We start from the raw sequence: 24,454 nt of genomic DNA on the forward strand, positions 1-24,454 counted from the left end.
ATATTATAGTGAGAGTATCTATTTTATAAAAATAATGGAAAAGTATGATCAATATGACGCTCTCTATTAAACAAGAGATGACCAATATATATATAAAATTTTTATATATAAAATTTTCGCTATATTCACTTACATTTATCATCCTTATATTATTAAGTGTATTGCCTATTATTACACTCGCAATAGTAATAATTGTATAAACACTTAATATTTCCCCAAAGGCTTCACTACCAAGTGAATGACTTATTGTGGGATACGCAAATAATTGCAAAGAAAAAGCAACCATTATTGTACTAGTTATTGTTTTAAAACTATCTAGTATGAAGTTCTTTTTTTCCATAATTAATTATCCTTTTTCTTTTTGTAAGCATATAGAATAATACGAACCATAGTTCACTAACAACAAGATAATTAGTACTAAACATAAGTAATGTAATAGGATACAGGCCTATGAAAACAACCAATAGATCAATAGAGTTTGAATCGTAGTTTTTAATAAACCTAACGATTATAATCCCAAATAATATTAATATTGTAACTAAGCCTACAAAACCAAACGATAACATAAATTCAAGAAAAATATTATGTGGAATATTATGAATTAGATGATAATAATTAAAAGGTCCGTAACCAAATAATGGACGTTGACTAATAAAAAATGTACTCATTTGATATATTGGAGCTCGTCCAGAAGAACCATTCTGGATATCAATACCATTACTTGTAATATACTGGAAGGTACGGCTTTCTCCTGCAGATGTGACAATGAAATATACAAGCATTGCAAAACTAGCAAAACCAATAAGGTAAATAAATAACTTTAAAAAAGAACTAACATTTTTCCTGAATGTTAAAACAATTATGTAAAAAATAATATATAAAATCAGTAATACTGCTCCTCCACGTCCCCCTGGGATGAATACCGATGGTATGGTTAAAAGAATGAATGTATAGTAAAACCAATTGTTTTTATTTGAATTTACTATTACGAGATATAAGCCAATACCAACAGTAAACGCTGCTAAATATGATGCATTTTGATAATTTAATAATCCAAATAAAATATAACTTGGTAATGTCCCTAATAAATAAGGTATTAAAATAATGCCAATAAAAGTAAAAGAAAATATTGTAAATATAAATTTAAAAAATTTAATTACGTGTGCCTTCTCTATATCTTTAATATAAACCCCTGCTATTGAAGCCGAAATACACCATAGAGTGAAAAATAAAATAGTGTTAGTCGCTAACTTCTCCTCATTATGCGGAGACATAAAATAGCTCGCATAAATTAAAAATAAAATACTAACTAAAAAAATGATTCCTAATGGGACTCGTTTCGTTTTAAATATTCGTATCAGTACATATAAACTTGTGATTAAAGCAACTAATATTTGAGATGGGTAGTATAATGATTCAATCGGAATTCGAAATATTTCCTTCATTAACCCTGAAAGTACGATAAATATATTCATACTCATTATTGATGCAATAACAACGTACTTCATTTGTGGTCACTCTCTTCCTAGCTATGAATTGGTTAGATATAATGCTTTGAGTTTTTCACTTTCTTTTTGCCAGTTTAATTGATGTGCTGCTTGAATGGCATTGTTTCTAAGAGATTGATAAAGAGAATGATCTGACTTTAATTCTCTAACCGCTTGTGCTATATTTTCTGGCGTCACTTCGTCAATGACAATCCCAAAATTATACCTATTATTTAAATAAATATGTTCTTTTACTGGCGATAAAATTACTGGTAATCCAGCATGAATACATTCAAAGATTTTGTTAGAAACAGTGTACTCATAATTTATCGATACCGGTTTAGTTAATACTACACCAATATGACTTTCTGTTAATTTAGGTATTAATTCATTTATTTCAACAGCAGAATCAAAAAAACAGTTATTAATATCCTCTTTTTTAACTATTTCTTTTAACTCATGCTCTAGTGGACCGAAACCACGAATTACAAAGCGTGTATCTTTTTCAATTTTCGCAGCATGAATAAATTCATCATAACCACGGTTTGAAACAATCTGACCTTGATAAACAACTTCAAATAATTTATGTTTCTGTCTTAATAAGTCAACATCAGTCAACATAGGAGCATTAGTAATTACATGAGCTTCTTTTTTATATCCCATTTTAAGGTAATATTCTTTAGCTGCATAACTTACAGTTATAAAGCTATCAACTTTTTTAATGATTCTTTTTTCAATGAATTGAACTAAAGATGATAAAACCTTAATCCTGTTTACATTAGAGTTTTTAGCATAAATTTCATGTGCATCGTACACCACTTTTGCATTACGGTATCCAGATAAAAACACTATAAATAAAACATCAAAATCATTCGCATGAATGACATCAGGTTGATACTTCCTGATTTCCTTTGATACGTTAAAGGCAAATTTTATTCGATTGATAATTTTTGATACCATTTTAGTATCGTCAATTTTTTTACCTAACAGTTTTAAGTTAAAGTTCAATTTTGCTAAACGTTCATTTGTAGCTCTTTCGTTATTCTTCCCCAATATAAGATACGTATCAGTAACAGATTTAATGGTTTCAACTTGTTTTAGCACCCTGGGGTCTTGAACAACATTACTCGATACGATATTTAAAATCTTCATATATACCACCTACACATTTAATCAATGGAGAAGTGTTCTGCGTTTAATTCAGTGTGTGACTTTAACCACCATTGACTCTCTTGTAATTTTTTTATAGTTTCATCATCAAAGCGCTTTTTCACAAATTGTGCAGGTACTCCACCAACAATTGTATATGGCTCAACGTCTTTAGTAACCACAGCGCCAGTTGCCACAACAGCGCCATCCCCAATGGTTACGCCATCTTTTACTACAACATTCGCTCCAATCCATACATCGTTTTTAATTATCGTTCGCTGTGGTTGATCATCAAACTTAAGATATGCTGATGTTAAACCAAATGGATTATTGTTGGAATAAAAGACTGGTGAACTGCTAAACAAATGTGTTGGATGTTTTCCTAGACCCATTTTGACATTAGAAGAGATTGAGCAATAATGCCCAATTTCTACATTATTAAAATCACTTTCGAAACCGACATAACTATACTTTCCAAAATGACAGTTCCTAATTTTACACAGACGGTCGATGTAATTATGACCCTCAAACGTACTGTTATGAACATAAGCCAACCGATTGATTTTTATATTTTTTTCTTTAGACGATTGATTTTTAAAGAGCTTCAAAACTTTTGAAATCATAGACATTATAGTTTTCTCCATGTATTACGATTGATAATATCTTTATAACTTTGAATGATTTTTACAACTTTTATCGAAACATTTGTATCTTTATAATCAATCGCATCAATCATCGGCTCATTATTGTTTTGCATGGCACGTGCCATTTCAACAGATTGCACTAAGTTTTCATATGTGATTCCGCCAATGATGACGGTACCTTTATCTAAAACTTCAGGGCGTTCTGTGGAAGTTCGTATTAATACACCTGGAAACTTTAACATCGAGGACTCTTCTGAAAGTGTGCCACTGTCTGAAAGCACGACAAATGCATTTTTTTGTAATGCATTATAATCAAAAAACCCAAAAGGTTTCAGTTGTTTTACTAATGGATGGAATTTAAAATTACGTTCCTCAATTTTTTTCCAACTCCGTGGGTGTGTTGAATAAATAATTGGCATTTGATATTTTTCTGCAATGTCATTAATCGCATTCATTAATGACATAAAATTATCCTCATGATCAATGTTTTCTTCACGATGCGCAGAGACTAAAATATATTCTTGCGGCTTTAAATTGAGCGTATTTAACACATCACTATGATTAATTTTGTCTGCGTGTGCTTCTAGCACTTCTTTCATAGGCGATCCTGTCACGAAAATATTTTCTTTTTTAAACCCTTCATCAAGTAGATAACGTCGACTATGTTCCGTATATGGTAAGTTGACGTCACTCACGTGGTCTACGATTTTACGATTAATCTCTTCAGGGACATTTTGATCGAAACAACGGTTCCCCGCTTCCATATGAAAAACTGGTATTTTAAGCCGTTTTGCAGCGACTGCCGATAAACAACTATTCGTATCGCCTAAAATGAGCAATGCGTCAGGTTGTTCTTGCGAAAGGACTTCGTAAGATTTTGCAATGATATTTCCCATTGTATCTCCTAAATGCGTCCCTACAGCTTCTAAATAATAATCAGGTGCGCGAAGTTCTAAATCGTCAAAAAACACTTGGTTTAACGTATAATCGTAATTTTGACCTGTATGCACGAGTACTTGATTAAAATAGCGGTCGCACGCTTTAATCGTTGATGATAAACGGATGATTTCAGGTCGTGTACCAACAATTGTCATGAGCTTGAGTTTCGTCATAGTTAGACCTCCAAGAAATAGGTATCAGGATGGTCAGGATCAAACATTTCATTGACCCACATAATTGTCACCATATCTGACTCACCTAAATTTTCTATATTATGTGTATAGCCTACTGGTATATCGACAACTTCTAATTTTTGATCTGATACAAAATATTCTATGATGTCCGATTCACCAGGTTTCCGGAATCGTATTACCCCTTCACCACTAACAACTAAAAATTTTTCATTTTTTGTATGGTGCCAATGATTCCCTTTTACAATACCCGGTTTAGAAATATTAACCGATACTTGTCCGCGGTCTGGTGATTTTATAAATTCAGTAAATGACCCACGCGTATCTTTATGCATAACTAAATCGTAGCTAAATGCATCCTTAGGTAAATAGCTTAAATACGTACTATAGAGTGCTTTTTCAAAAGGATTGTCTAGTTTAGGAAGTTGTCGATTGGTACGCGTTGCTTTGAATTTTTGAATTAAATCCGCAATAACCCCTAATGAAACTTCGTATATTTGTGGGACGATAGGACGATGATTTTCAATTGTAGGATGCCCTTCAATTGCGCGTTTCAATTCTTCAACAACATCATCAATATAATTAAGGCGTAACATCACGTTAGGATCATTAACTTGAATCGGTTCATCATGTGCAATGTTATGGCAAAAAGTTGCGACCACAGAATTGTAGTTCGGTCTACACCACTTCCCAAATAAGTTCGGGAAGCGATAAATGACAACCTCATTGCCATTTTCTTGACTGAAAGCTTCAAGTACGTTTTCTCCTTCACGCTTACTATTGCCATAAGGGTTGTCGCGCTCTGCTTGTATTGATGATGATAAAATGATTCGTGGATGTTTCGGATTCGATTTAACGATTCGTAGCATGTCATCAAGTAATGACACGTTGCCTTTTTTGAATTCTTCCTCATGTTTTGGACGATTAACACCGGCTAAATGGACGATGACGTCTGCAATTTTATAAGCATGCTCTCGGTCATAATCAGATGTATCTCGTGTTACAGTGAGGAGTTCATGGTCCGTCGTTGCTTTCATATCGTAATATAAGTTTTGACCTACAAAGCCGTTAGCACCTGTAATTACAACTTTCATTTTCTATTCCCCTTTGCGCGCTTTTTGAACTGCTGCGACTTCATTTCTGACATACTCCAACGTAAGTAACTTCTCTTTAATTTCTTCAATAGACAGTTGGTGCGTATTGTCTGAATTGTATTCGTACGCATCTGTTATTTTATGACTACCTTTTTCATAATATTTATCATAATTTAAGTCACGCGCATCTGCCGGTACTCTAAAATAATCTCCCATATCCTCTGATTGCGCATATTCTTCACGTGTGAGCAGCGTTTCAGCTTTCTTTTCCCCATGTCGTGTACCAATAATTTTAATGTCATTATCCGCATTGAAAAGTTCAAGTAACGCTTGTGCTAAGTCTCCTACTGTTGACGCTGGCGCTTTCTGAACCATAATATCGCCGGTATGGGCGTGTTTAAATGCATGGATAACAAGTTCCACCGCTTCTTCTAAACTCATTAAAAATCGTGTCATGTCAGGATCTGTAATTGTTAAAGGTTCACCGTTTTTAATTTTGTCGATAAATAACGGAATAACAGAACCGCGTGACGCCATCACATTGCCATATCGCGTCCCGCATATTAACGTTTCATCCGCATCAACATTTCGTGATTTAGCGACAAATACTTTTTCCATCATTGCTTTAGAAATGCCCATTGCATTGATTGGGTATGCCGCTTTATCTGTAGAAAGACAAATGACCTTTTTTACATTTTCACGAATAGCAGCTTGAATAACGTTCTCTGTTCCTAAAATGTTCGTTTTCACCGCTTCGATTGGGAAAAACTCACACGATGGCACTTGTTTTAACGCAGCCGCATGAAAGACAAAATCAACACCACGTGTCGCTGTTTCAACACTCAAGCTGTCACGTACATCACCTAAATAAAATTTAAGTTTCGGGTTATTGTATTGTTTTCTTAAATCGTCTTGCTTTTTTTCATCGCGTGAAAAAACACGAATTTCTTTTATATCTGTTTCTAAAAAACGATCCACTACAGCTTGGCCGAATGACCCTGTGCCCCCTGTAATGAGTATTGTTTTATCTTTAAACATCGACATCACCCTATTTATCATGATTATTTGCAATATCTAAAATACGCTGTTTCGTAAAATGTTGTGTTAACTCATCTAAAATTGCGTTGATTTCTGACTTACTCACTTCTTTTACTTTTCCGCGATAAATTTTGTCATAAACTTGTTCTGGGTGTATTTCATCATCACTTAAAAGTTCTTCGTACAATTTTTCTCCAGGTCGTACGCCTGTAAACTCAATGCCTATATCTTCAATGCTATAGCCACTTAACCGAATTAAATTTTTAGCAAGATCTACAATTTTAACAGGCTCTCCCATGTCTAATACAAACACTTCGCCACCTTGAGCAAGTGTGCCAGCCTGTAAAACAAGTCTCGACGCTTCGGGTATCGTCATGAAATACCGCGTCATATCAGGATGTGTTACCGTTACAGGACCTCCTGCTTCAATTTGCTTTTTAAATAATGGAATTACGGAACCTCTTGAACCTAAAACATTGCCAAATCTTACTGCGACAAGATCGGTTTTCCCTGAATGGTCATTGAGACTTTGAACAATCATTTCAGCCACACGCTTACTTGCCCCCATGACATTAGGTGGGTTCACCGCTTTATCCGTTGAAATCATTACGAATTTTCGTACTTCATATTGTTTTGCGATTTCGGCAACATTTTTAGTCCCTATCACATTATTTTTTACAGCTTCATGCGGATTCGCTTCCATCAAAGGCACATGCTTATGTGCTGCCGCATGATAGATTACATAAGGTTGATGTGCTTTAACAATCATCTCGATGCGGTCGCGATCTTGTACATCTGCAATCACTGGAATGATGTCTATACGCTCTTTATATAATCCTTGGAGTTCTTGATGAATCAAATAAATGCTGTTTTCACCATGACCGACTAAGACAATGCGCTCAGGTTCAAACTTACACACTTGTCGACATATTTCTGATCCGATAGAACCCCCAGCCCCAGTCACTAAAACGGTACGTCCAGTGAGTTCTTTTGAAATCGCTGCCATATCTAATTCCACTGGATCACGTCCAAGTAAGTCTTCAACTTCAACTTTTTTCAGTTGTTGGACTTCAAGTTCACCCGTCATCACACTTTCAATATCTGGCATGATTAATACTTCCACACCTGGATGTTCTGCTATTTTAGTAATTTCTTGAAGCCGTTTATGCGGTAATGTCGGAATGGCTATAATCACTTTCTTAATTCGGAATCGTTTAATCAATTCGGGGATATCTTGAGTTGTCCCTTGCACTTTAACCCCTTGCGCAATATGCATGTTTTGCTTTCGAGGATTATCGTCTACAGCAAGTACAGGTTCCATCCCCATGTAAGGACTGCGATACATTTGATTAATAAGCATCGAACCGCCTTCACCTGCACCCACTATCATTGTGGGTTTCTTCTTTACATTGTCCGACATAAATACACGACGATAGACGCGCCAAGATAACCTTGACCCACCAATTAAAATCAGATGCATCATCCATGTGATGAAATAAAGTCTAAAAAACGGTGGCTTGAAGGTTATCAATGGGACGAGTAATGCCGTGACCAATATTGATGCTGTGACTGCTCTTACGATTAGTAACAATTCGTTCACACTAGCATATTCCCATGCGCGATGGTACAAATCAAATAGCCATGCAAACAAATGGTGAGAACACAGTAATAGTAAAGATGATAATAATAGTACTCTTACAGAATATCCTGCAAAAAACGGTTCTAATATGTAGTAACCTATAAAAATAGATCCAGTTACAATGATGGAATCTAATAATATTAATAATAAAAATCTTAAGCGAGCGGGTACTTTAGACACTCGACATTCCCCCTATAACTACTTACCCCTAAAACAACCCAAACCATTTTTTCTTTTTAAAGTTCATTTCGGGCTGAAGTTTTTCTATCTCTTCTCCATTAAGGATGTATCTTGCGTTATGTTGTAACTGTTCAATTCGATCTAAAGTTGTCTGATTTAATTTAGCATCTTGTAATGTTCGGTAATTAAAGGGTCGACGCTCTACATGATGCGCATCAGAGGCAATCAAATGTGCCAGATGATTATCGATAATTGTGATCGCTGCTTTTTGAATATTTTTGCCATGTTTACCAGTCAAAGCGCCCACAGTCACTTGACTTAATGCGCCTGCTTCAACAAGATTATATAATAATGACAAATCTTCAATGATGATTTTATTGCGTTCAGGATGTGCAATGATTGGTACATAACCTAATATTTTTAATTCATAAAATAATTCTTGCGTATAATTTGGTATTTGATTTGAAGGAAATTCAATGAGGAGATATTTCGTATGATTGAGCCCTTGAATTAAACCTTCGTCAAGTGCTTTTAAAAACTGGTCACTGATTCTTACTTCTTGACCAGGATAAATACTAACGTTGATACCTTCTTTGATCAGTCGTTCATTTAATGCTTTCACTTGCGGTTCAATTTCTATAAATGTGTTATCAAACATAGGATGTAGGTGATGTGGTGTAGCAATAATATCCGTGATGCCGTCTTGCTCGGCTTGACGCAACAGTTGAAGTTGATCTTCAACTGTTTTAGGTCCGTCGTCAATGCCATATAAGACGTGCGCATGAATGTCCACAGTCATCGTTCTTCTGCTCCATAATACGCATAATATTCATCACTTTTACCTTTTAGCTTATTCAGCACCACACCGAGGAGATTCGCGCCTGTTTTTTCCAATAATTCTTTAGCGCGTTGAATTTCTTTGCGGTTATTATTGTTAACGTCAATGACTAATACAACTTGCTTCGATACTTTTGCGACAAGTTGTGAGTCCGTTACGGAATTCACTGGTGGCGTATCGATGACGATAAAATCATAAACTTCTTGCGCAGATTCAAAAACATTTTTAAATGCTTTAGAGTTTAACATTTCAGATGGATTTGGTGGCACAGGACCAGATGTAAGTACATCTAAATTTTCTATATGCGTTTGTTTAATTGCGATATCCCCTGAAGATTGACCTGAAAGTAAGCTTGATAAACCTTCTTTGTTACTCAGTTCAAAGATAAAATGTTGTGTCGGTTTTCGCATATCCGCATCAATTATAAGCGTTCGGTAATTCGATTGCGCATACGTAATTGCTAAATTCGCACTTACAGTTGATTTACCTGAAGATGGACGCGCTGAAGTAATGACAACACTAGTTAAATCATCATTCACATTTGAAAAGCTAATATTAGTACGAATCCCTCTAAATTGTTCACTTACTGGTGATTTCGGCGTATGATCTACAATGAGTTTCTTTTTATCACTTACCGTTTTTTTATGCTTTTTTGATTTAAACATCGATGTTTCATCCTTTCTAGAATCGTTTAATTGAACCTAAAACTGGTAATTTCAGATGATCTTCAATATCTTGTTCATCTTTAATACGTGTATCTGTCAGTTCTTTAATAAAAATAAACAATAATGCTAAAATTAACCCTAAAAATAAAGCTACGACTAAATTAAGCATCGTCTTAGGAGAAACTTGTTGAGCTGTATTATCTGCATGAGATAAAATTGTCACATTGTCCACATTCATAATGTCTGGCATTTCATCGCGATACACTTTCGCAATCGCATTTGCGATTTTTTCAGACTCACCTTTTTTCACATCTACCACATGTACTTTAATGACTTGTGATTCAGCTGAACTTTCGACATTGACTTTTCCAGCAAGTTCGGATGATTTATATCGATGGTCTAATTTCTTTGCTGTCTTGTCTAAAATTCTAGGACTCGTCACAATCTCTGCATATGTATTCACTTGTTGTAATGTACCCTGAACGTTTTGTTGAAGCATATTATCGTTCGTTTGTTTTGGATTGACTAAAATTTGTGTGGTTGCTTGATACTTAGGCGTCATGATAAAGAAAGTCACAATCGCGCTAATAACTAAAAACAACAACGGCAATCCAATAAGTAACCACAAATTTTTCTTTAAAATATGTAATAATCTGCTTAAATCTAACGTACTGTCCATGTTGACCTCCAAGATTAAAAAATTAAATAGTGTTATTACATCAAAAGCGTTCAAACATACATTTACATTCAACTCTAAAAATAACAACACTATTTTCAAAATAAACAAACAATTTTAATTCTTTTTTAAAACCCACAACTTACAACCTTAGCTTATTAATGTATTAAAATTAACTTAAAAGTACATTAATTTCAAAAGGTCGTTTTAAGAGAAATTATACATCAAGTTTCCTAATAATAATAGTAAAAATAAATATTTAAATGCATAAATCTCAAAATCTGAAACCAATAAATAAATGTTGCAAACAATAAGTGGAGTGACTACATTGTCACCCCACCCTCGTTATGAAAGCACTTTCGAAATAAGTTACCCTCATAATTTGTTATGCATTTGCATGGATAAGGCGTTAAATTTATCTTAACCTCAGTTTGATATAACACTTATCCCTTCTGTTCAAACATTATTCAAAGTGTAATTTAACTTTTTTAGGTACATTCCAATATGTTTTAAAAATTTCAGTCTTTTTTGCGTCATAAGGTGAAGAGTGCTGCATATAGGATTCGAATGGTAAACGTGCGACAGTATAAGACGTTAAAGATGGATTCTGTTTAATCGCTGCTTCCAAAGATTGAATGCGTTGATATTGTGCAATTGAAATCATACTAAAAATCACAATAAAACTTGTTGCCATAACAGTTGTCACACATAGTACCAGTCGATGTGGCTTCAAATTGACCTTTGTTAATAATCCCATCGTAATAATGACATAAATGACATAGATCGCAAAAAAGTTTCTCGGCCCTATGGGTTGCACAACAAGTAATGGCGCCACCATTATCGGTATGACTCCCATTAATACGAGACTATAGCGTTTCATTCGTCCAGGTGGTAACACTTTTTTCATTGTTATAAAGAGGCTGATTAAAAAAATCATCCCAACAATGCCATTCATGAGTGCAACACTGACATCCGAATGCTTGTCATGGAAATTAAAAGGTATCCGAACTAACAACGTATAAAGTGGTGCGGACATTAAACCGATAGTATAACCCCATTGTTGAAGCGGCGTGCATGTGCTATGACGTATAAAAAGCACCAAAAATAGAGCAATAATCGTTAAAATTAAAATAGGTTCATAAATCAAGTGCTCAGGAAATTGTGTAAAAAGTGTCCCGATGACTTTGGCAATTATGCCATGTTGATCATCTGAAACTTTTTGATAATGTGAGTGTCCAGCTAAAATATTCATGTAATTTGGATTTAAAAACATGATGATCGCCCCACAAAAACTCATAAAAAATAAAGCAATCGTCGTCAAAGATATCGTTTTATATTTAAACCATAGCATGACGATGAGTAATGCAATGATAACGACATTAAAAATAGTCATATTTTCCATAAACCATTGACCTATAAGTGCCAATAGTAAGGCTACATTTCGTTCAAGCCGTGTCAATGACCATCCTTCATAGAGTTTTAAATAACATCGTAATAGAAAGAGTGTACATAACGTTGCGGGAACATAATTATAAAATCCTGCAAACCAACCATAGATTTGACTATACATTGTGGTTGGAATCAACAACATAAACATAAAAATGACAAGATAAGAGAAATTCCGTTCACTACATTGAGATTTCATATCCGTCTGAAATTGAAAAATTAATGCAATCACGCTCAAAGCACACACACTATAACTGATAAATCTTAATACAGGGATGCGTACCGCAATGATTTCAAAGGTGTTGCCGAGGTAACGACCATTTAGAGACTGGAATCCTTCTCTTAACATGTCGATACCATATGCACTTCCCCACTGTAAATCGTCATGTATGAGTGGCGTTAAGATGCTCATGATTAAATAAAACGTAAAAATGATTAATAGCAACCACTGATGGCGAAAGATCGTTGTCATCATTCAACCCATTTCCTTTACTCAATAATTTGAAAATATTATATTAAAACTTTTTATGAATTTCTAACTTAAACATATGTATCAACAAAAATTAAATATATACTCAATCTCCCCTTCATATTTTTAATATATCAACAATACAATTTTTTAAAGTAAACATGAGTTGGATAGCAATCATAGTCATTGTTTTCATTCCACATACAAAAACCCCTTATAAAGTATTCATTTTTTACGTGATTACTTTATAAGGGGTAACAGCTTATGTTATGTTGACTTTTCTAAACAGGATGGTTAGTCCCAACCTTAATAACTTGTAGGGATAGACTATCATTTATCTCGTTTTATAACGCTAAATCACTTTTAGCCATTCACCGACTCAACCTAGTTGATTGGAGAACCTCCTGTAATACCGTACACTTGACCCGTGATGAAACTTGCATTTTCGGAAGCGAGTAGGACATAAACGTCCGCAAGTTCTACAGGTTGGCCAGCGCGTTGAAGTGGCTCTTTCTTACCGAAGTTAGGAATATTTTCTTGTGGTTGTCCACCACAAATTTGAAGCGGTGTCCACACTGGACCAGGTGCGACAGAATTGACACGAATACCTTTAGGTCCAAGTTGTGCTGCTAGGCCTTTTGTTAATGAAATGTTACATGATTTCGTCATCGCATAATCAAGTAAATGTGCGCTTGGCTTAACCCCTTGAATAGACGATGTAATAATAATACTTGATCCAGGTTCCATATAGTTTAATGCCTCTTGAATAGAATAGACATTTGAAAACACATTCACTTCAAAAGTATCAGTAAGTTGTTCTGATGATAACTTTTGAATATCATATTCATATTGTTGCATACCTGCATTGAGTACTAATATGTCTAAGCCACCTAACTGATGATGTGCATCTTTGACCATTTGTTTCGCATATGCTGCATCGCGTAAATCTCCAGGAAGTAATACCGCTTTACGCCCTGCTTTTTCAATGACTTGTTTAACATCTTCTGCATCAGCTTGTTCATCAGGATGGTACGCAATCGCAACATCCGCGCCTTCTTTTGCATACGCAATTGCGGCAGCTCTACCGATACCTGAATCACCACCTGTCACAAGTGCTTTTTTGTCTGTCAATTTGTTAGAACCTTGATATGTCTCTTCGCCACAATCAGGAACAGGCGTCATTTCACTTTGTATACCGGGATAGGATTGTGGTTGCTCTTCATATTTGTCACTGTAGAATTGATTTAATGGATTTTGTTTTGCCATGTCATACCCTCATTTCTTTTTAATTGCTAATCTTAGTATTCCCACTCCTCTATACGAGAAACGTTGTATCAATCATGTTATAATATAGATAACAATTTTAACGAATCATAATTTATATAAGGAGTAATATCATGTCAATTAAACAATTTTTTGAAGGAATGATTAATCGTCAATGGACGTTAAAAGAGGTCGTTTTAATATTAGTATATACCATTGTCATCAGCATGATTGTGACACCTCTCATCGGAATCCCGGCAGGTATAGGTGTATTTTATTATTTCAATATTTCCGAAGAGGAAAAACAAGCGATGCGTAATCGCTCACGTTACTAGTACGGGGACATTATGAAACGCTTGTGGCTTCGATTCAAACAATTACCGTTTACCGCCTTGGATGTATTGATGATACCGACAATGATTATTTTCCCAGTTCAACTTTTTGGAACTTTGATAGGTCTTCTGATCACATGTAGCACAATGGTGTTGTATATCACATTGAGAATAACTTGTAATTCATCAGACTGATTTAGGAGGGCATCGTCATGTCTCTAAATGAACTTTTAAAAAAATTTATGGATTATCGTTGGTCACTTACAGATGTTATTTTCCTTATGTTTTTCCCATCATTATTCTCTATCCTATTTGGACCTTTCATTGGTATTCCAGCGGGTCTCGCATTTTTTATCTTCTTATTTATGGTTAATGAGACTGACGAAAGTGAGGAAGATGATCTTGATGAACATCGTCAGAAGTAACTCACACCATAAATGTCATAACTGATCATTTTCTTCATTCGACACAACATCATTTCATTTTAAATACAAAAAGCCTTCAACGTCATTTTAACTGATCGTTGAAGGCTATTTTTGTATTAAAACGTATTAAAAAACGCTATTTTTCATTATCATTTATTTTTATATCCTAATCGGTCAACGATAGCTGAAATGGCACCATCACCTGTCACGTTTGTAGCTGTTCCAAAACTATCTTGTGCCATATAAAGCGCAATCATTAAACCAATGGCCGCTTCATTAAACCCTAGAATAGAACCTAAGATACCGCTTGCTGCCATAACTGATCCACCAGGAACACCCGGTGCTGCAATCATGATTACACCAAGCATGAGTATAAATCCTAACATTGTAGGAATGCTCACAAGCGATAAACTTGGTAACACAATCATCGCCGCAACTGAACAACTCACGAGCGTAATCGTTGAACCTGATAAGTGAATCGTCGCAAGCAACGGTATACTAAAATCTGCAAGTGCTGGTGTTACTTTATTAGCTTTCGTTTGTTTAAGCGTTACCGGTATTGTCGCCGCACTACTCATCGTACCCACTGCTGTAAAATATGCTGGTAGCATTGTTTTCAACATGCTAAACGGATTACGTTTGTTAATCACACCGGCAATTGTATAAAGGACACATAACCATACCCAATGTAATACAATCGCAATAACAAGGACCAGACCGAATACTTTTAAAATACTCACAACAGTCCCTTGAGCTGTCATTTCTGCAAAAATTGTTGCGATATATAAAGGTAAAAACGGTATAATAACCTTTTCAATTAATACTTCAACAATACGTTGTCCTTCATCAATCACTTTAATGATTGTTGAGGCATTCACCGCATGTGCAATAATACCAAACGCAAATGCTGTAATTAACGCAGTTAACACGCCCATTAAAGGATCAAACTCGAATGTAAAAAATGGTTTAATTTCTGGCGGCTCACCTGGAATCTTCCCATTAGATGCAATCATTGGCATAAAGTTATATGCTACAGTTAATGCAAGCAATCCCGCTATAATTGTAGACGTGTATGCGACACCAACTGTCATCCCTACAAGTCGCCCTGACCCCTTTCCTAATGATGTGATTCCCGCTGCAATAAAGAAAAAGATGATTAACGGAATCATATAGTTAATAAATTGTCCAAAGACCCCTTTTACCGTAACAAGTATTCGGTTTAAAATGTCGATATCGAGTAATCCAATGACAATCCCCATAATAATCCCTGCTAAAAGTTTACCTACTAACTTCATGAATGTAGAACCTCCCTTGTTTACAAAACCCCTAAATGCAATATGTATCATAAGATGATGCAAGATAAGTGCTTTCTACTATTTTGCTACATAAAGAAAATAAAGGCAACATAATTTTAGACTACTTTTTATAAAAATTTCTAAATACTTTTCTACCATAACAAAATAAAACCCTAGCAATAACAAGCAACTTTTCATTGCTTTACTAGGATTTTGTACACTCATTTTATTTTCTTGTTTTCAATAGTTTTTCTCGTATCATTTGAAATGCATGCCAGTCGTCATCGGTATATAATGCAATTTCAAATTGCGCGAGTTGTTGTTGGACGTACATCTTAATTTCATGAGGCATATAACTTAAAACGCCTGGATAATAGCGCTCATAAAAATCTAAGTGGATATGGTCAACCCATGCCTCCGCTTCTTTTGGTATGTCTTTTACGAGATAAGTTGCAAATGCTCGACCTCGATGCTTTAAAACATACAATGCTAGAAAATCTAACTTCATATTTTCTCCCCACGATATGTGTGTAGGTGTTAACGCGGTGTTATCAATAGGTAGCCCTAACCGTTTACGGTCATTTTCAATCATAACGAGTAGGTGTTGTTGTGTAACCACTTCAGGTTGAGAAGCTTTAACAGTTTGAATCGCTGTATTCAACTCTTCACCCCATTGCCGACATGCAATCTGAGTATGCCCAACGGCAGTTAAACCTAGCGTATGGGGTAGATTCACCATTCCTGCGATGGCTTGTTCCGCTTCAATTTTCGTCATATTTGCCGTAATTGGATTCAATTGTAACCCTGTAATCATATAACGCGTATTAAAGTAATCTTTATATAAAATCGCACCAATGGCATAATAATCTGATGTGATTAATGGAAAATGTGTTTCCATGACGTTTGTTTTCACAATACGACTATGCCATCGATCAAACATCTCATACATATGTATCGATTCCGCACCAAAATCTAATGAAACTTGATTCGTATCTCCAGGCGTTAAAGTTAATGCAGATAAGTTGGCTACATCTCCACTAAAATTAAGTGTCTTCACATCATTACTTATCATTTTATTCAAATTCCAAAAACGTATTCCCGTGCTACAAATCACCTTTGCATTGGTTCGCTTTTCTATTTCTGCTTTCGTCACTGTTGATACTTTAAATGCTATTTCAATCTCATCATAATATTGTCCACATAACGCCCCTAGCGCTTCAGCGACAAGATCATTTCTAACATCAATGGGATCCGTCAGTTCAAAACGAATGTCCCCCATATGATCGTCATCATAATAATGTGCTTGAATAAACCCTTGTTGATTGATAATATCATCAAACGTAATTTTCATGATACACACGTCTCCTTATTCTTTCCCCATACTCATTTTAACGTATAAATGTAAATTTTGTATGAACACCAAAAACCCACGCAATTTTGTTGTCCAATAGTGAAAGGTCACATCAATCTTTATTTACAAGTCATTGGCTTTCAGTGTTTGACTATTCCGTTTCAATGGTAAACACAAAATGTAATATCTTAATTTCTATAGAAAGAAGTGCAGCTGAGATAATGAACAAAAAAGATCAAAATTTAGAATCATTTCGCAAAAATAATGACGGTAAAGCAATGACGACAAATCAAGGTTTAAAAGTGTCAGAGGATGAAAATACATTACGTGCTGGTGAGCGCGGACCAAGTTTACTTGAAGATTTTCATTTCAGAGAAAAAATGACCCATTTTGACCATGAACGCATTCCAGAACGTATTGTACATGCTCGAGGTTATGGTGCACACGGTGAATTCGAAGTGTATGAGGATTTATCAGCATACACGTACGCAGATTTCTTAACACAACCCTCAAAGAAAACGCCTGTATTCGTTAGATTCTCAACGGTACAAGGTTCAAAAGGTTCAGCTGACTCTGTTCGAGACGTCAGAGGCTTTGCGACAAAATTTTATACAGATCAGGGTGTATTTGACTTGGTAGGCAACAATATCCCTGTATTTTTCATTCAAGATGCGATGAAATTTCCAGATTTAGTGCACGCTGTAAAACCTGAACCCCATCACGAAATGCCACAGGGCGGTTCTGCACATGACACTTTTTGGGATTTCTTTGCACAAAATCCAGAATCAACGCATACAACTATGTGGGTCATGAGTGATCGTGGTATTCCTAAAAACTTTCGTCAATCGGAAGGATTCGGTGTGCATACATTCCGTTTAATTAATAAAAATGGAGAGGCACATTTTGTGAAATTTCATTGGAAGCCTAAACAAGGTTTAGAGTCTATGGTTTGGGATGAGGCTCAAATTGTCGCAGGTAAAAATACAGATTTTCATCGTCAAGACTTATATGAGGCAATCGATAAAGGCGATTATCCAGTATGGGAACTAGGGCTTCAAATTATTCCCGAAAGTGACGAATTCCAGTTTGATTTTGATATATTAGATCCTACTAAAATTTGGCCAGAGGACGAAGTACCAGTGAAAATCGTCGGTAAAATGACGTTAAACCGTAATGTTGATAATGTTTTTGCCGAAACAGAACAAGTGGCATTTCATCCAGGACATATCGTACCAGGTTTAGATTTTACAAATGATCCACTGCTACAAGGCCGTTTATTTTCTTATACAGATACACAAATTTCTAGACTTGGTGGTCCTAACTTCCATCAAATTCCTATCAATAGACCTGTGAGTCCAGTACACAACAACCAACGTGATGGCATGCATCAAATGCACATTCATCAAGGTCAAGTCGCGTATCATAAAAATGCGCTTAATGCGAATAACCCACATACAACAGCACCTGAAGATGGTGGCTTCGAGCATTATCAAGAAAAAATTGATGCCTATAAAATTCAAAAGCGTAGCGAAAGTTTTAAAGATTATTATACACAAGCCCGTTTGTATTTAAATAGTTTATCTGAACCAGAATTCGATCATACAGTATCAGGATTCTCATTCGAGCTCGGTAAATGTGTAGACGTAAATGTTAAACAAAATGCGGTTAATCAACTTAATAAAGTCTCACGCATACTTGCTGAGCGTGTAGCTGAAAATATTGGTGTCTCAGTTCCTGAAACGAACGAAGAAGTACAACTAGAAAAAGCTGATAGTCAGCTTACGATGGATAAATTTGACCGTCCTTTAAGAGGTCATGCGGTGGGTATCGTTGTTGATGGAGAAGTTTCAAATGACATTTTAAAATCTTATGCCAAAACGATGGTTAATCATCAACTCAACTATGCATTTATTTCAGATAAACCACGCAATATTGAAGAAGATTTTGGAATTACCGAAACTTTTGATACTGTACATCCAACATTATTCGACAGTTTAATCATCCTTTCAAATAACACAACGATTTTTGATAAAACAGAAGAATTTGCAGAATTAACGTATCAACATTTTAAACCGCTTGTGCTTTCAGAAAATGCGGCAACTGCATTAGCTAACAGTCGCGTAGATTCGTCGCAACCTGGCGTCATCACATCTAATGATCCTGAAGCAATTGTACAAGCATTTACTAAACCAAGATATTGGGATCGACAATGAAGACAATTTTAACTGAGGTGAATTGAATTGGATTTTAAAAAATTACATGATGAAATTAAAGGCTATACTCAAGATACACAACCCGGTTCAGAAAAAGATATGCATCCGAAACCAGTATGTGAATTAGACAGCTATAAAGCAGCTGGGAAGCTTAAAGGTAAAGTCGCATTAATTACTGGTGGTGATTCGGGCATTGGACGTGCAGTTGCCATTTTATTTGCGAAAGAAGGCGCGGATGTAGCTATCGGCTATTTAAATGAGCATATTGATGCTGAAGAGACTGTGAAGCGTTTAGAAGAAATTGGTGTAAAAGCCAAAGCGTATGCACATGATTTGCGTCATGTCGATGAGTCTAAGGTATTAATTGACAAAGTTGTTTCAGATTTCGGTGGCTTAAACATACTTGTGAACAACGGTGGCGTACAATTCCCACAAGATGACTTTTTAGATGTCACACCGGAACAAATTAAAGCGACATTTGAAACAAATATTTATGGCATGATGTATTTAACACAATCCGCACTGCCTCATCTTTCAGAAGGAGACAAAATCATTAATTCAACGAGTGTGACAGCTTATCGAGGTTCAGCACATTTAATTGATTATTCATCTACGAAAGGTGCAATCGTCTCATTTACACGTTCACTCGCGACATCATTAATGGAAAAAGGCATTTACGTCAATGCTGTAGCACCTGGTCCAATTTATACACCACTTATTCCGGCTACTTTTGATGCAGATAAAGTGGAAAATCAAGGAAGCGATACGCCTATGGCACGTCGCGGACAACCAGCTGAACTCGCACCATCGTATGTTTTTCTTGCGTCCACTGATAGCTCTTATATGACAGGTCAAACATTACACTTAAATGGTGGCGATTTCTTAACATCTTAATTTATTTCATAACAAAGCCTTCAAGGTACATTTACAAAAATGGACTTTGAAGGCTTTAAATTAATGTAAAAGTTCTAAGACAATATTGAATGACGATGCTTATTATCAGTCCGCTGTCGTGCAATACAGCATGACCATCACTCGTTTAACGCCACTCTATAACATAAAAAAAAATAATACTTATCTACTTCATTAAATTCAAGTGCTTACGTCGTTTGAACGTGCGATACAGTAATGCCACACCTAACACGATACTTCCTAAACTCATCACTAATGATTCATTCATGTTACCTGTTTCAGGTAATTTTTTCCAACGTGCACCATGTGCTTTGCTGTCATTGCTCGTGTTGTTCTCAACATGCGCGTGTTTGAAATATTTCCCTTCAGATGCGCCCGCTTTGTTCGACATCGGTAATCCTTTGTCAGCCAGCACACCTTGAATGCCCTTTTCATCTTGTTCAAGCATCATTATATGATTTAACACTATTCCATGTTCAATGCCACCAGACGACGCATCATCTATATTCATCCATTGTTCCTTAGGTGTAGCAGCTTCATCTGTTGTATTCGTTATAGATGTTTCACTTACTCTTTCATCATCTAATAATGGAATCAAGATTAACGCTTGTGCATCATCGACACCCATATCATTTTGTAACGCCTCTTCTGAAACAGGAACGGAAATCTTCTCATGATTCAAAGGCGCTACCGACGTGGGTGCTTCGATCACTTCGGTATCTAATGCAATTGTTGAAGGTGGAGTTGCCACTTCTGTAGTTTCTTGTGACATAACAGCGTCGGATGCATTATCTTCCTTAGATTCGATTGTTTCAGGCGCAGTCTCAACCAATTTAGAAGTTTCTGATTCTTCTCTTATTTGATCTTCTTGTGGCACAGGTACGGTGACCGGTGTTGTTTGCGCCTCTTGTGAGATATCCTCTTTTTGTAGAGGTGTTGTCAAAGATTCACTTAATTCAGGTGCTGATGGCACTATTTCATCGACTTTCTCAATTTCAGAAGGGACCGTTTCTACAACCGATGTTGATTCCTCTTCTTTAAGTACTGATACTTCAGGTGTTGATTCTGTATTCACTGGTTGAGAAGATGCTATTGCTGGACTTGGTGCTTCTACTACGTGCACATAAGCCACTTCTGAACGATTATTGGCAGTATCATATTCATACACCTGAACGACATCACCTACTTTTAATTTCATCTGCGTTTCATACGGCACACCCATCATCCATGTTCCATTTTTTCCAACTTTTGTCCACATCATTTGACCGTCAGGAAACCATGCGACAATTCTATTTCGATATTGGTCACCTGTTCCTGTAATGATATTTTTTCCTATTTCTAAATACGATACACCTGGAGGATTCGGAGGTAACGTATCAATCACATGTGTAGAGTAAGTTCCCGATTGTTGCCCTGCACTGTTAACCGCATAGGCAGTAATCGTATCATTCAAGTTTAAAGGCATAGGTACTGTTATAGACCACATCCCATCAGCGGTCGCTGTCGTTTCCAATTTTTGCCCCTCATTAACACGAGCAACGACTGTCACATTAGGTTGAGCTGTCCCATTAATATGATGGTTCCCTGCTTGTTGTATATGCACAGTGGGAGTTTGAAGTACATCTGCTTCAAATGTATCAGGTTGCGCTGAACGTAAAGATGTCATTTGTCTTTCAATTGGAGACGTAAAATGATATTCAGCTGTTTTCTGATCAGCTGGTATTGGATTGATTAAATGTGTAAGTGTTATGACATTATCCTTTAAGCCATCATGTGTTTCAGTTTGATAATTTATAGTGTTTTCAGAAGGATTCTCACCTTCTTTTTGAAAAGATGTTGGTGACGCATTGAAAGTTTCAGCAGCTTGGAGATTTTCAGAAACATTTAAATAAAATAATGTCCCAAATACGACCGATGCGAGACCGATGTTTAATTTACGAATCGAAAATCGTTGCGCTTTGTGTTTAAAGTTGTACGTGGCTTGACGTTTCAAATTGTTTCATTCCTTTATGTTTAGTTCAATATAATACAGATGTTTATATAGTATCAGAATGTGTATACATATCAAAGTAAATTTTGTTGTTTCATCTATATTTTTATAGTGTATTTACGCATAATGTTTCAATCTCTTATCGGACAATGAAATGCACACGACATTAAATCTCATGTAGGATGAACATAAAAAAGCCTTCAAATTAAGGTTTCCCATAAATTTGAAGACTTCAAATCACATGCTCTATTTAATGAATGTGATGTTTTAATCGATGAAATGTAAAATGACCAAGCCCTAATAATAATATCGTTGTGACGCCTAACACGATACAATACGGAATCACACTTTCTGGTCCTTGAATACCTATCAATGGCGCAATCGAACTACCTAATATAAATTGAACTAAACCTAATAGGCTGGAAGCACTGCCACTTCCCCCAGTTCTCATTTGCATCGCTAAACTAAATGCAATTGGTCCAATCGCTGTAACAGGTGTCACTGTAATGAATAAACTTACTACTAAATAAGCGACTGGCAAATGAAAAGCGCACACGATAATCGTAAGGATCGCGCCAACAACTTGAATCATAATAAATAACGTAAGTACTCGAAGTTGTGGCATAAAACGTAGACAGACATTAGAAACTTGACTTGAAAGGATTAATCCAATTCCAACTAACACCATCAAAAGACTAAACGATTGTGGCGTCATGCCATATACATTTTGAGTAATAAATGGTGCACCTGCACCATAACTGAAAATCATTATATATGTGACGCCTTGCAATAACATGGGTAATACAAATGATGGTGTTCTAATCAATTGTATAAAATCTTTAAAGACTACTGAAAGTTTCTTTGCCTTCGTTTGACTGTGTTGAATGGTTTTCATATGTGGGTGAACCATCACAGATAGCAATAAAATCGCCCCTATGCCAGCTAATGCGAAAAAGATATAACGCCAAGTTCCAAATGATAACAATAATGCATTGGCTAAAGGAGCTAAAATTGAAATCAAACCATTAACAACCATAAGTGCCGTAAAGAAGCGACTGAGATACGCACCTTTAAAAGTTTCTCCAGCAATTGCACGTGCGATAACAATCGCACCACCACCTGCAAGCCCTTGTACAAACCTTAATGAGAGTAAGGCATAAACAGAATGACTGATTGCAATACATAATGAGGCTGCGATCAGCACGCATAAAATCATCATCGCTAATGTGCGTCGTGATATGCGATCTGCCATAATTCCAAACATAAATTGTCCTATCGCGATCCCAATCATCGCTATAGATAATGTCAACTGTGTCTCTGATGTCGATGTCATTAAATCTTTTTGAACTAAAGGTAATGCTGGGCTATACATATCTGATAAAAGGGGTCCAAATGCAGTCATTGTACCTAATAAAATGATGAACAATAACGGCATGGTGGTGTATTTCTTTTCAATATTTTCCATACTCATTGTGCCTCTATTCTTTATCAAAATCGTTCCTATTGTATCACAATCTTAATTTTATCATGATATCGGTTGAATTACTGCACGAATATATGATGCATCCGCACCACTTATTTTTAACGGCAACCCAATAAATTGATAAATACCCGCCTTAACATGGGCCAAGCATAAGTTTTCTATATTATACATTTCATGATGTGCAATACGATGATGATTTTCAAGCGTTTCCGAGTCAATAGGATCCACCGATGGTACATCCACACCAATGACTTCGATACCTATAGAAGCAAGGTAGTCAATCGCTGCAATACTGAGTACAGGTATTTCTTCTGGAAAAACTGATGGATGACTTTCGCGCTGTGTCTGAATTAAAATAATGGTTCCTTCAATGGGACAACTTTTAAGATAGTCTACTTCAATGACAGGTATATCTAATAAAGTTACTACTGTCGCTTTGCCAATAAATCGTTCTACTGGTAATGCATCTATCGTCAATCCATCATCATCAAAGTGTTTAGGTGCATCGACATGTGTTGCAATATGTGTACTTCCAACAATTTCACCGATATTCACAGAATGTGTTTGTGCTTTTGTCGCAAAATAATTGAATTGAAACGGTGTATCTCCTGGCCACTCGGCCCAATCTTTGGAGAGTGCGTGCGTGATATCAATCCACATTTTAAAACTCCTTATTTATAAGTTTAAAGTTAAAGGAGCAGAATAAAAAATCATTGAGATTCATATCCTACTCCT

21 protein-coding genes and 1 pseudogene are annotated in these 24,454 nt (G+C 35.8%); 4 read left to right on the top strand and 18 right to left on the bottom strand.

Features of this window, described 5'->3' with window-relative positions:
- The 13 genes and pseudogenes from CD172_RS12850 to CD172_RS00615 all read right to left on the bottom strand — a co-directional run.
- Window positions 1–340, bottom strand: a pseudogene (locus tag CD172_RS12850) (capsular biosynthesis protein); the annotation flags it as partial.
- The gene (locus CD172_RS00560) at window positions 312–1,508 is read right to left on the bottom strand and encodes an O-antigen ligase family protein (protein ID WP_103345136.1); all 1,197 of its coding nucleotides are present in this window, start codon (window positions 1,506–1,508) and stop codon (window positions 312–314) included. The pseudogene CD172_RS12850 and the gene CD172_RS00560, both read right to left, overlap by 29 nt.
- A 21-nt stretch (window positions 1,509–1,529) precedes the next feature.
- Entirely contained in the window at window positions 1,530–2,639 is a 1,110-nt protein-coding gene (locus CD172_RS00565) for a glycosyltransferase (protein ID WP_103345137.1), read from the bottom strand.
- A 17-nt stretch (window positions 2,640–2,656) separates the two neighbouring features.
- On the bottom strand, window positions 2,657–3,268 hold the full coding sequence (locus tag CD172_RS00570; RefSeq protein WP_234022038.1) for a CatB-related O-acetyltransferase: 612 nt from the start codon (window positions 3,266–3,268) through the stop codon (window positions 2,657–2,659).
- Entirely contained in the window at window positions 3,265–4,392 is a 1,128-nt protein-coding gene (gene wecB, locus CD172_RS00575) for a non-hydrolyzing UDP-N-acetylglucosamine 2-epimerase (RefSeq protein ID WP_103345138.1), read from the bottom strand. Before wecB ends, CD172_RS00570 begins: the two co-directional genes overlap by 4 nt.
- Before the next feature lie 2 nt (window positions 4,393–4,394).
- Window positions 4,395–5,504 carry a polysaccharide biosynthesis C-terminal domain-containing protein gene (locus CD172_RS00580; RefSeq protein ID WP_103345139.1) on the bottom strand — a complete coding sequence of 370 codons (1,110 nt, stop codon included), beginning with the start codon at window positions 5,502–5,504 and terminating at the stop codon, window positions 4,395–4,397.
- A gap of 3 nt (window positions 5,505–5,507) precedes the next feature.
- Complete coding sequence (locus CD172_RS00585) at window positions 5,508–6,542, bottom strand: nucleoside-diphosphate sugar epimerase/dehydratase (RefSeq protein ID WP_103345140.1); 1,035 nt, start codon at window positions 6,540–6,542, stop codon at window positions 5,508–5,510.
- A gap of 10 nt (window positions 6,543–6,552) precedes the next feature.
- Complete coding sequence (locus CD172_RS00590; RefSeq protein ID WP_103345141.1) at window positions 6,553–8,361, bottom strand: polysaccharide biosynthesis protein; 1,809 nt, start codon at window positions 8,359–8,361, stop codon at window positions 6,553–6,555.
- A gap of 28 nt (window positions 8,362–8,389) precedes the next feature.
- On the bottom strand, window positions 8,390–9,160 hold the full coding sequence (locus CD172_RS00595) for a tyrosine-protein phosphatase (RefSeq protein ID WP_060551790.1): 771 nt from the start codon (window positions 9,158–9,160) through the stop codon (window positions 8,390–8,392).
- A complete protein-coding gene (locus tag CD172_RS00600; RefSeq protein ID WP_103345142.1) occupies window positions 9,157–9,864 on the bottom strand; it encodes a polysaccharide biosynthesis tyrosine autokinase in 708 nt (235 codons plus the stop codon). The genes CD172_RS00595 and CD172_RS00600 overlap by 4 nt, the downstream gene beginning before the upstream one ends.
- 16 nt (window positions 9,865–9,880) lie before the next feature.
- Entirely contained in the window at window positions 9,881–10,543 is a 663-nt protein-coding gene (locus CD172_RS00605) for a Wzz/FepE/Etk N-terminal domain-containing protein (protein ID WP_103345143.1), read from the bottom strand.
- Between the two features lie 460 nt (window positions 10,544–11,003).
- The gene (locus CD172_RS00610; RefSeq protein ID WP_103345144.1) at window positions 11,004–12,461 is read right to left on the bottom strand and encodes a DUF6056 family protein; all 1,458 of its coding nucleotides are present in this window, start codon (window positions 12,459–12,461) and stop codon (window positions 11,004–11,006) included.
- A gap of 378 nt (window positions 12,462–12,839) precedes the next feature.
- Window positions 12,840–13,721: an SDR family oxidoreductase gene (locus CD172_RS00615; RefSeq protein ID WP_103345145.1), complete on the bottom strand. Its 882-nt coding sequence runs from the start codon at window positions 13,719–13,721 to the stop codon at window positions 12,840–12,842.
- 131 nt (window positions 13,722–13,852) lie between these two features.
- Here CD172_RS00615 and CD172_RS00620 point away from each other — a divergent pair, with 131 nt between their 5' ends.
- Both CD172_RS00620 and CD172_RS00625 read left to right on the top strand, forming a co-directional pair.
- Window positions 13,853–14,053, top strand: a complete 201-nt coding sequence (locus CD172_RS00620; RefSeq protein ID WP_037567265.1) for a VraH family peptide resistance protein — start codon at window positions 13,853–13,855, stop codon at window positions 14,051–14,053.
- A gap of 209 nt (window positions 14,054–14,262) precedes the next feature.
- Window positions 14,263–14,475, top strand: a complete 213-nt coding sequence (locus CD172_RS00625) for a hypothetical protein (protein ID WP_103345146.1) — start codon at window positions 14,263–14,265, stop codon at window positions 14,473–14,475.
- A 149-nt stretch (window positions 14,476–14,624) separates the two neighbouring features.
- On the opposite strand, the gene CD172_RS00630 is transcribed toward CD172_RS00625, so the two are convergent.
- The gene (locus CD172_RS00630) at window positions 14,625–15,770 is read right to left on the bottom strand and encodes a dicarboxylate/amino acid:cation symporter (RefSeq protein WP_103345147.1); all 1,146 of its coding nucleotides are present in this window, start codon (window positions 15,768–15,770) and stop codon (window positions 14,625–14,627) included.
- A gap of 226 nt (window positions 15,771–15,996) precedes the next feature.
- On the bottom strand, window positions 15,997–17,121 hold the full coding sequence (locus CD172_RS00635; protein ID WP_103345148.1) for a hypothetical protein: 1,125 nt from the start codon (window positions 17,119–17,121) through the stop codon (window positions 15,997–15,999).
- A gap of 218 nt (window positions 17,122–17,339) precedes the next feature.
- On the opposite strand from CD172_RS00635, the gene CD172_RS00640 reads away from it, so the two are divergent.
- Both CD172_RS00640 and CD172_RS00645 read left to right on the top strand, forming a co-directional pair.
- Window positions 17,340–19,334 carry a catalase gene (locus CD172_RS00640; RefSeq protein ID WP_103345174.1) on the top strand — a complete coding sequence of 665 codons (1,995 nt, stop codon included), beginning with the start codon at window positions 17,340–17,342 and terminating at the stop codon, window positions 19,332–19,334.
- A gap of 27 nt (window positions 19,335–19,361) precedes the next feature.
- The gene (locus tag CD172_RS00645) at window positions 19,362–20,228 is read left to right on the top strand and encodes an SDR family oxidoreductase (RefSeq protein WP_103345149.1); all 867 of its coding nucleotides are present in this window, start codon (window positions 19,362–19,364) and stop codon (window positions 20,226–20,228) included.
- 184 nt (window positions 20,229–20,412) lie between these two features.
- Here the strand turns inward: CD172_RS00645 and CD172_RS00650 are convergent, their stop codons facing one another.
- The 3 genes from CD172_RS00650 to CD172_RS00660 all read right to left on the bottom strand — a co-directional run bounded on the left by CD172_RS00650 (window position 20,413) and on the right by CD172_RS00660 (window position 24,379).
- Entirely contained in the window at window positions 20,413–22,239 is a 1,827-nt protein-coding gene (locus tag CD172_RS00650; RefSeq protein WP_103345150.1) for a YSIRK-type signal peptide-containing protein, read from the bottom strand.
- Between the two features lie 247 nt (window positions 22,240–22,486).
- The gene (locus tag CD172_RS00655) at window positions 22,487–23,701 is read right to left on the bottom strand and encodes a Bcr/CflA family efflux MFS transporter (protein WP_157950616.1); all 1,215 of its coding nucleotides are present in this window, start codon (window positions 23,699–23,701) and stop codon (window positions 22,487–22,489) included.
- Between the two features lie 60 nt (window positions 23,702–23,761).
- A complete protein-coding gene (locus CD172_RS00660; protein WP_060551802.1) occupies window positions 23,762–24,379 on the bottom strand; it encodes a cyclase family protein in 618 nt (205 codons plus the stop codon).
- Window positions 24,380–24,454: the final 75 nt, after the last annotated feature.

It is taken from the genome of Staphylococcus agnetis, from assembly GCF_002901865.1.
GTDB lineage: Bacteria > Bacillota > Bacilli > Staphylococcales > Staphylococcaceae > Staphylococcus > Staphylococcus agnetis.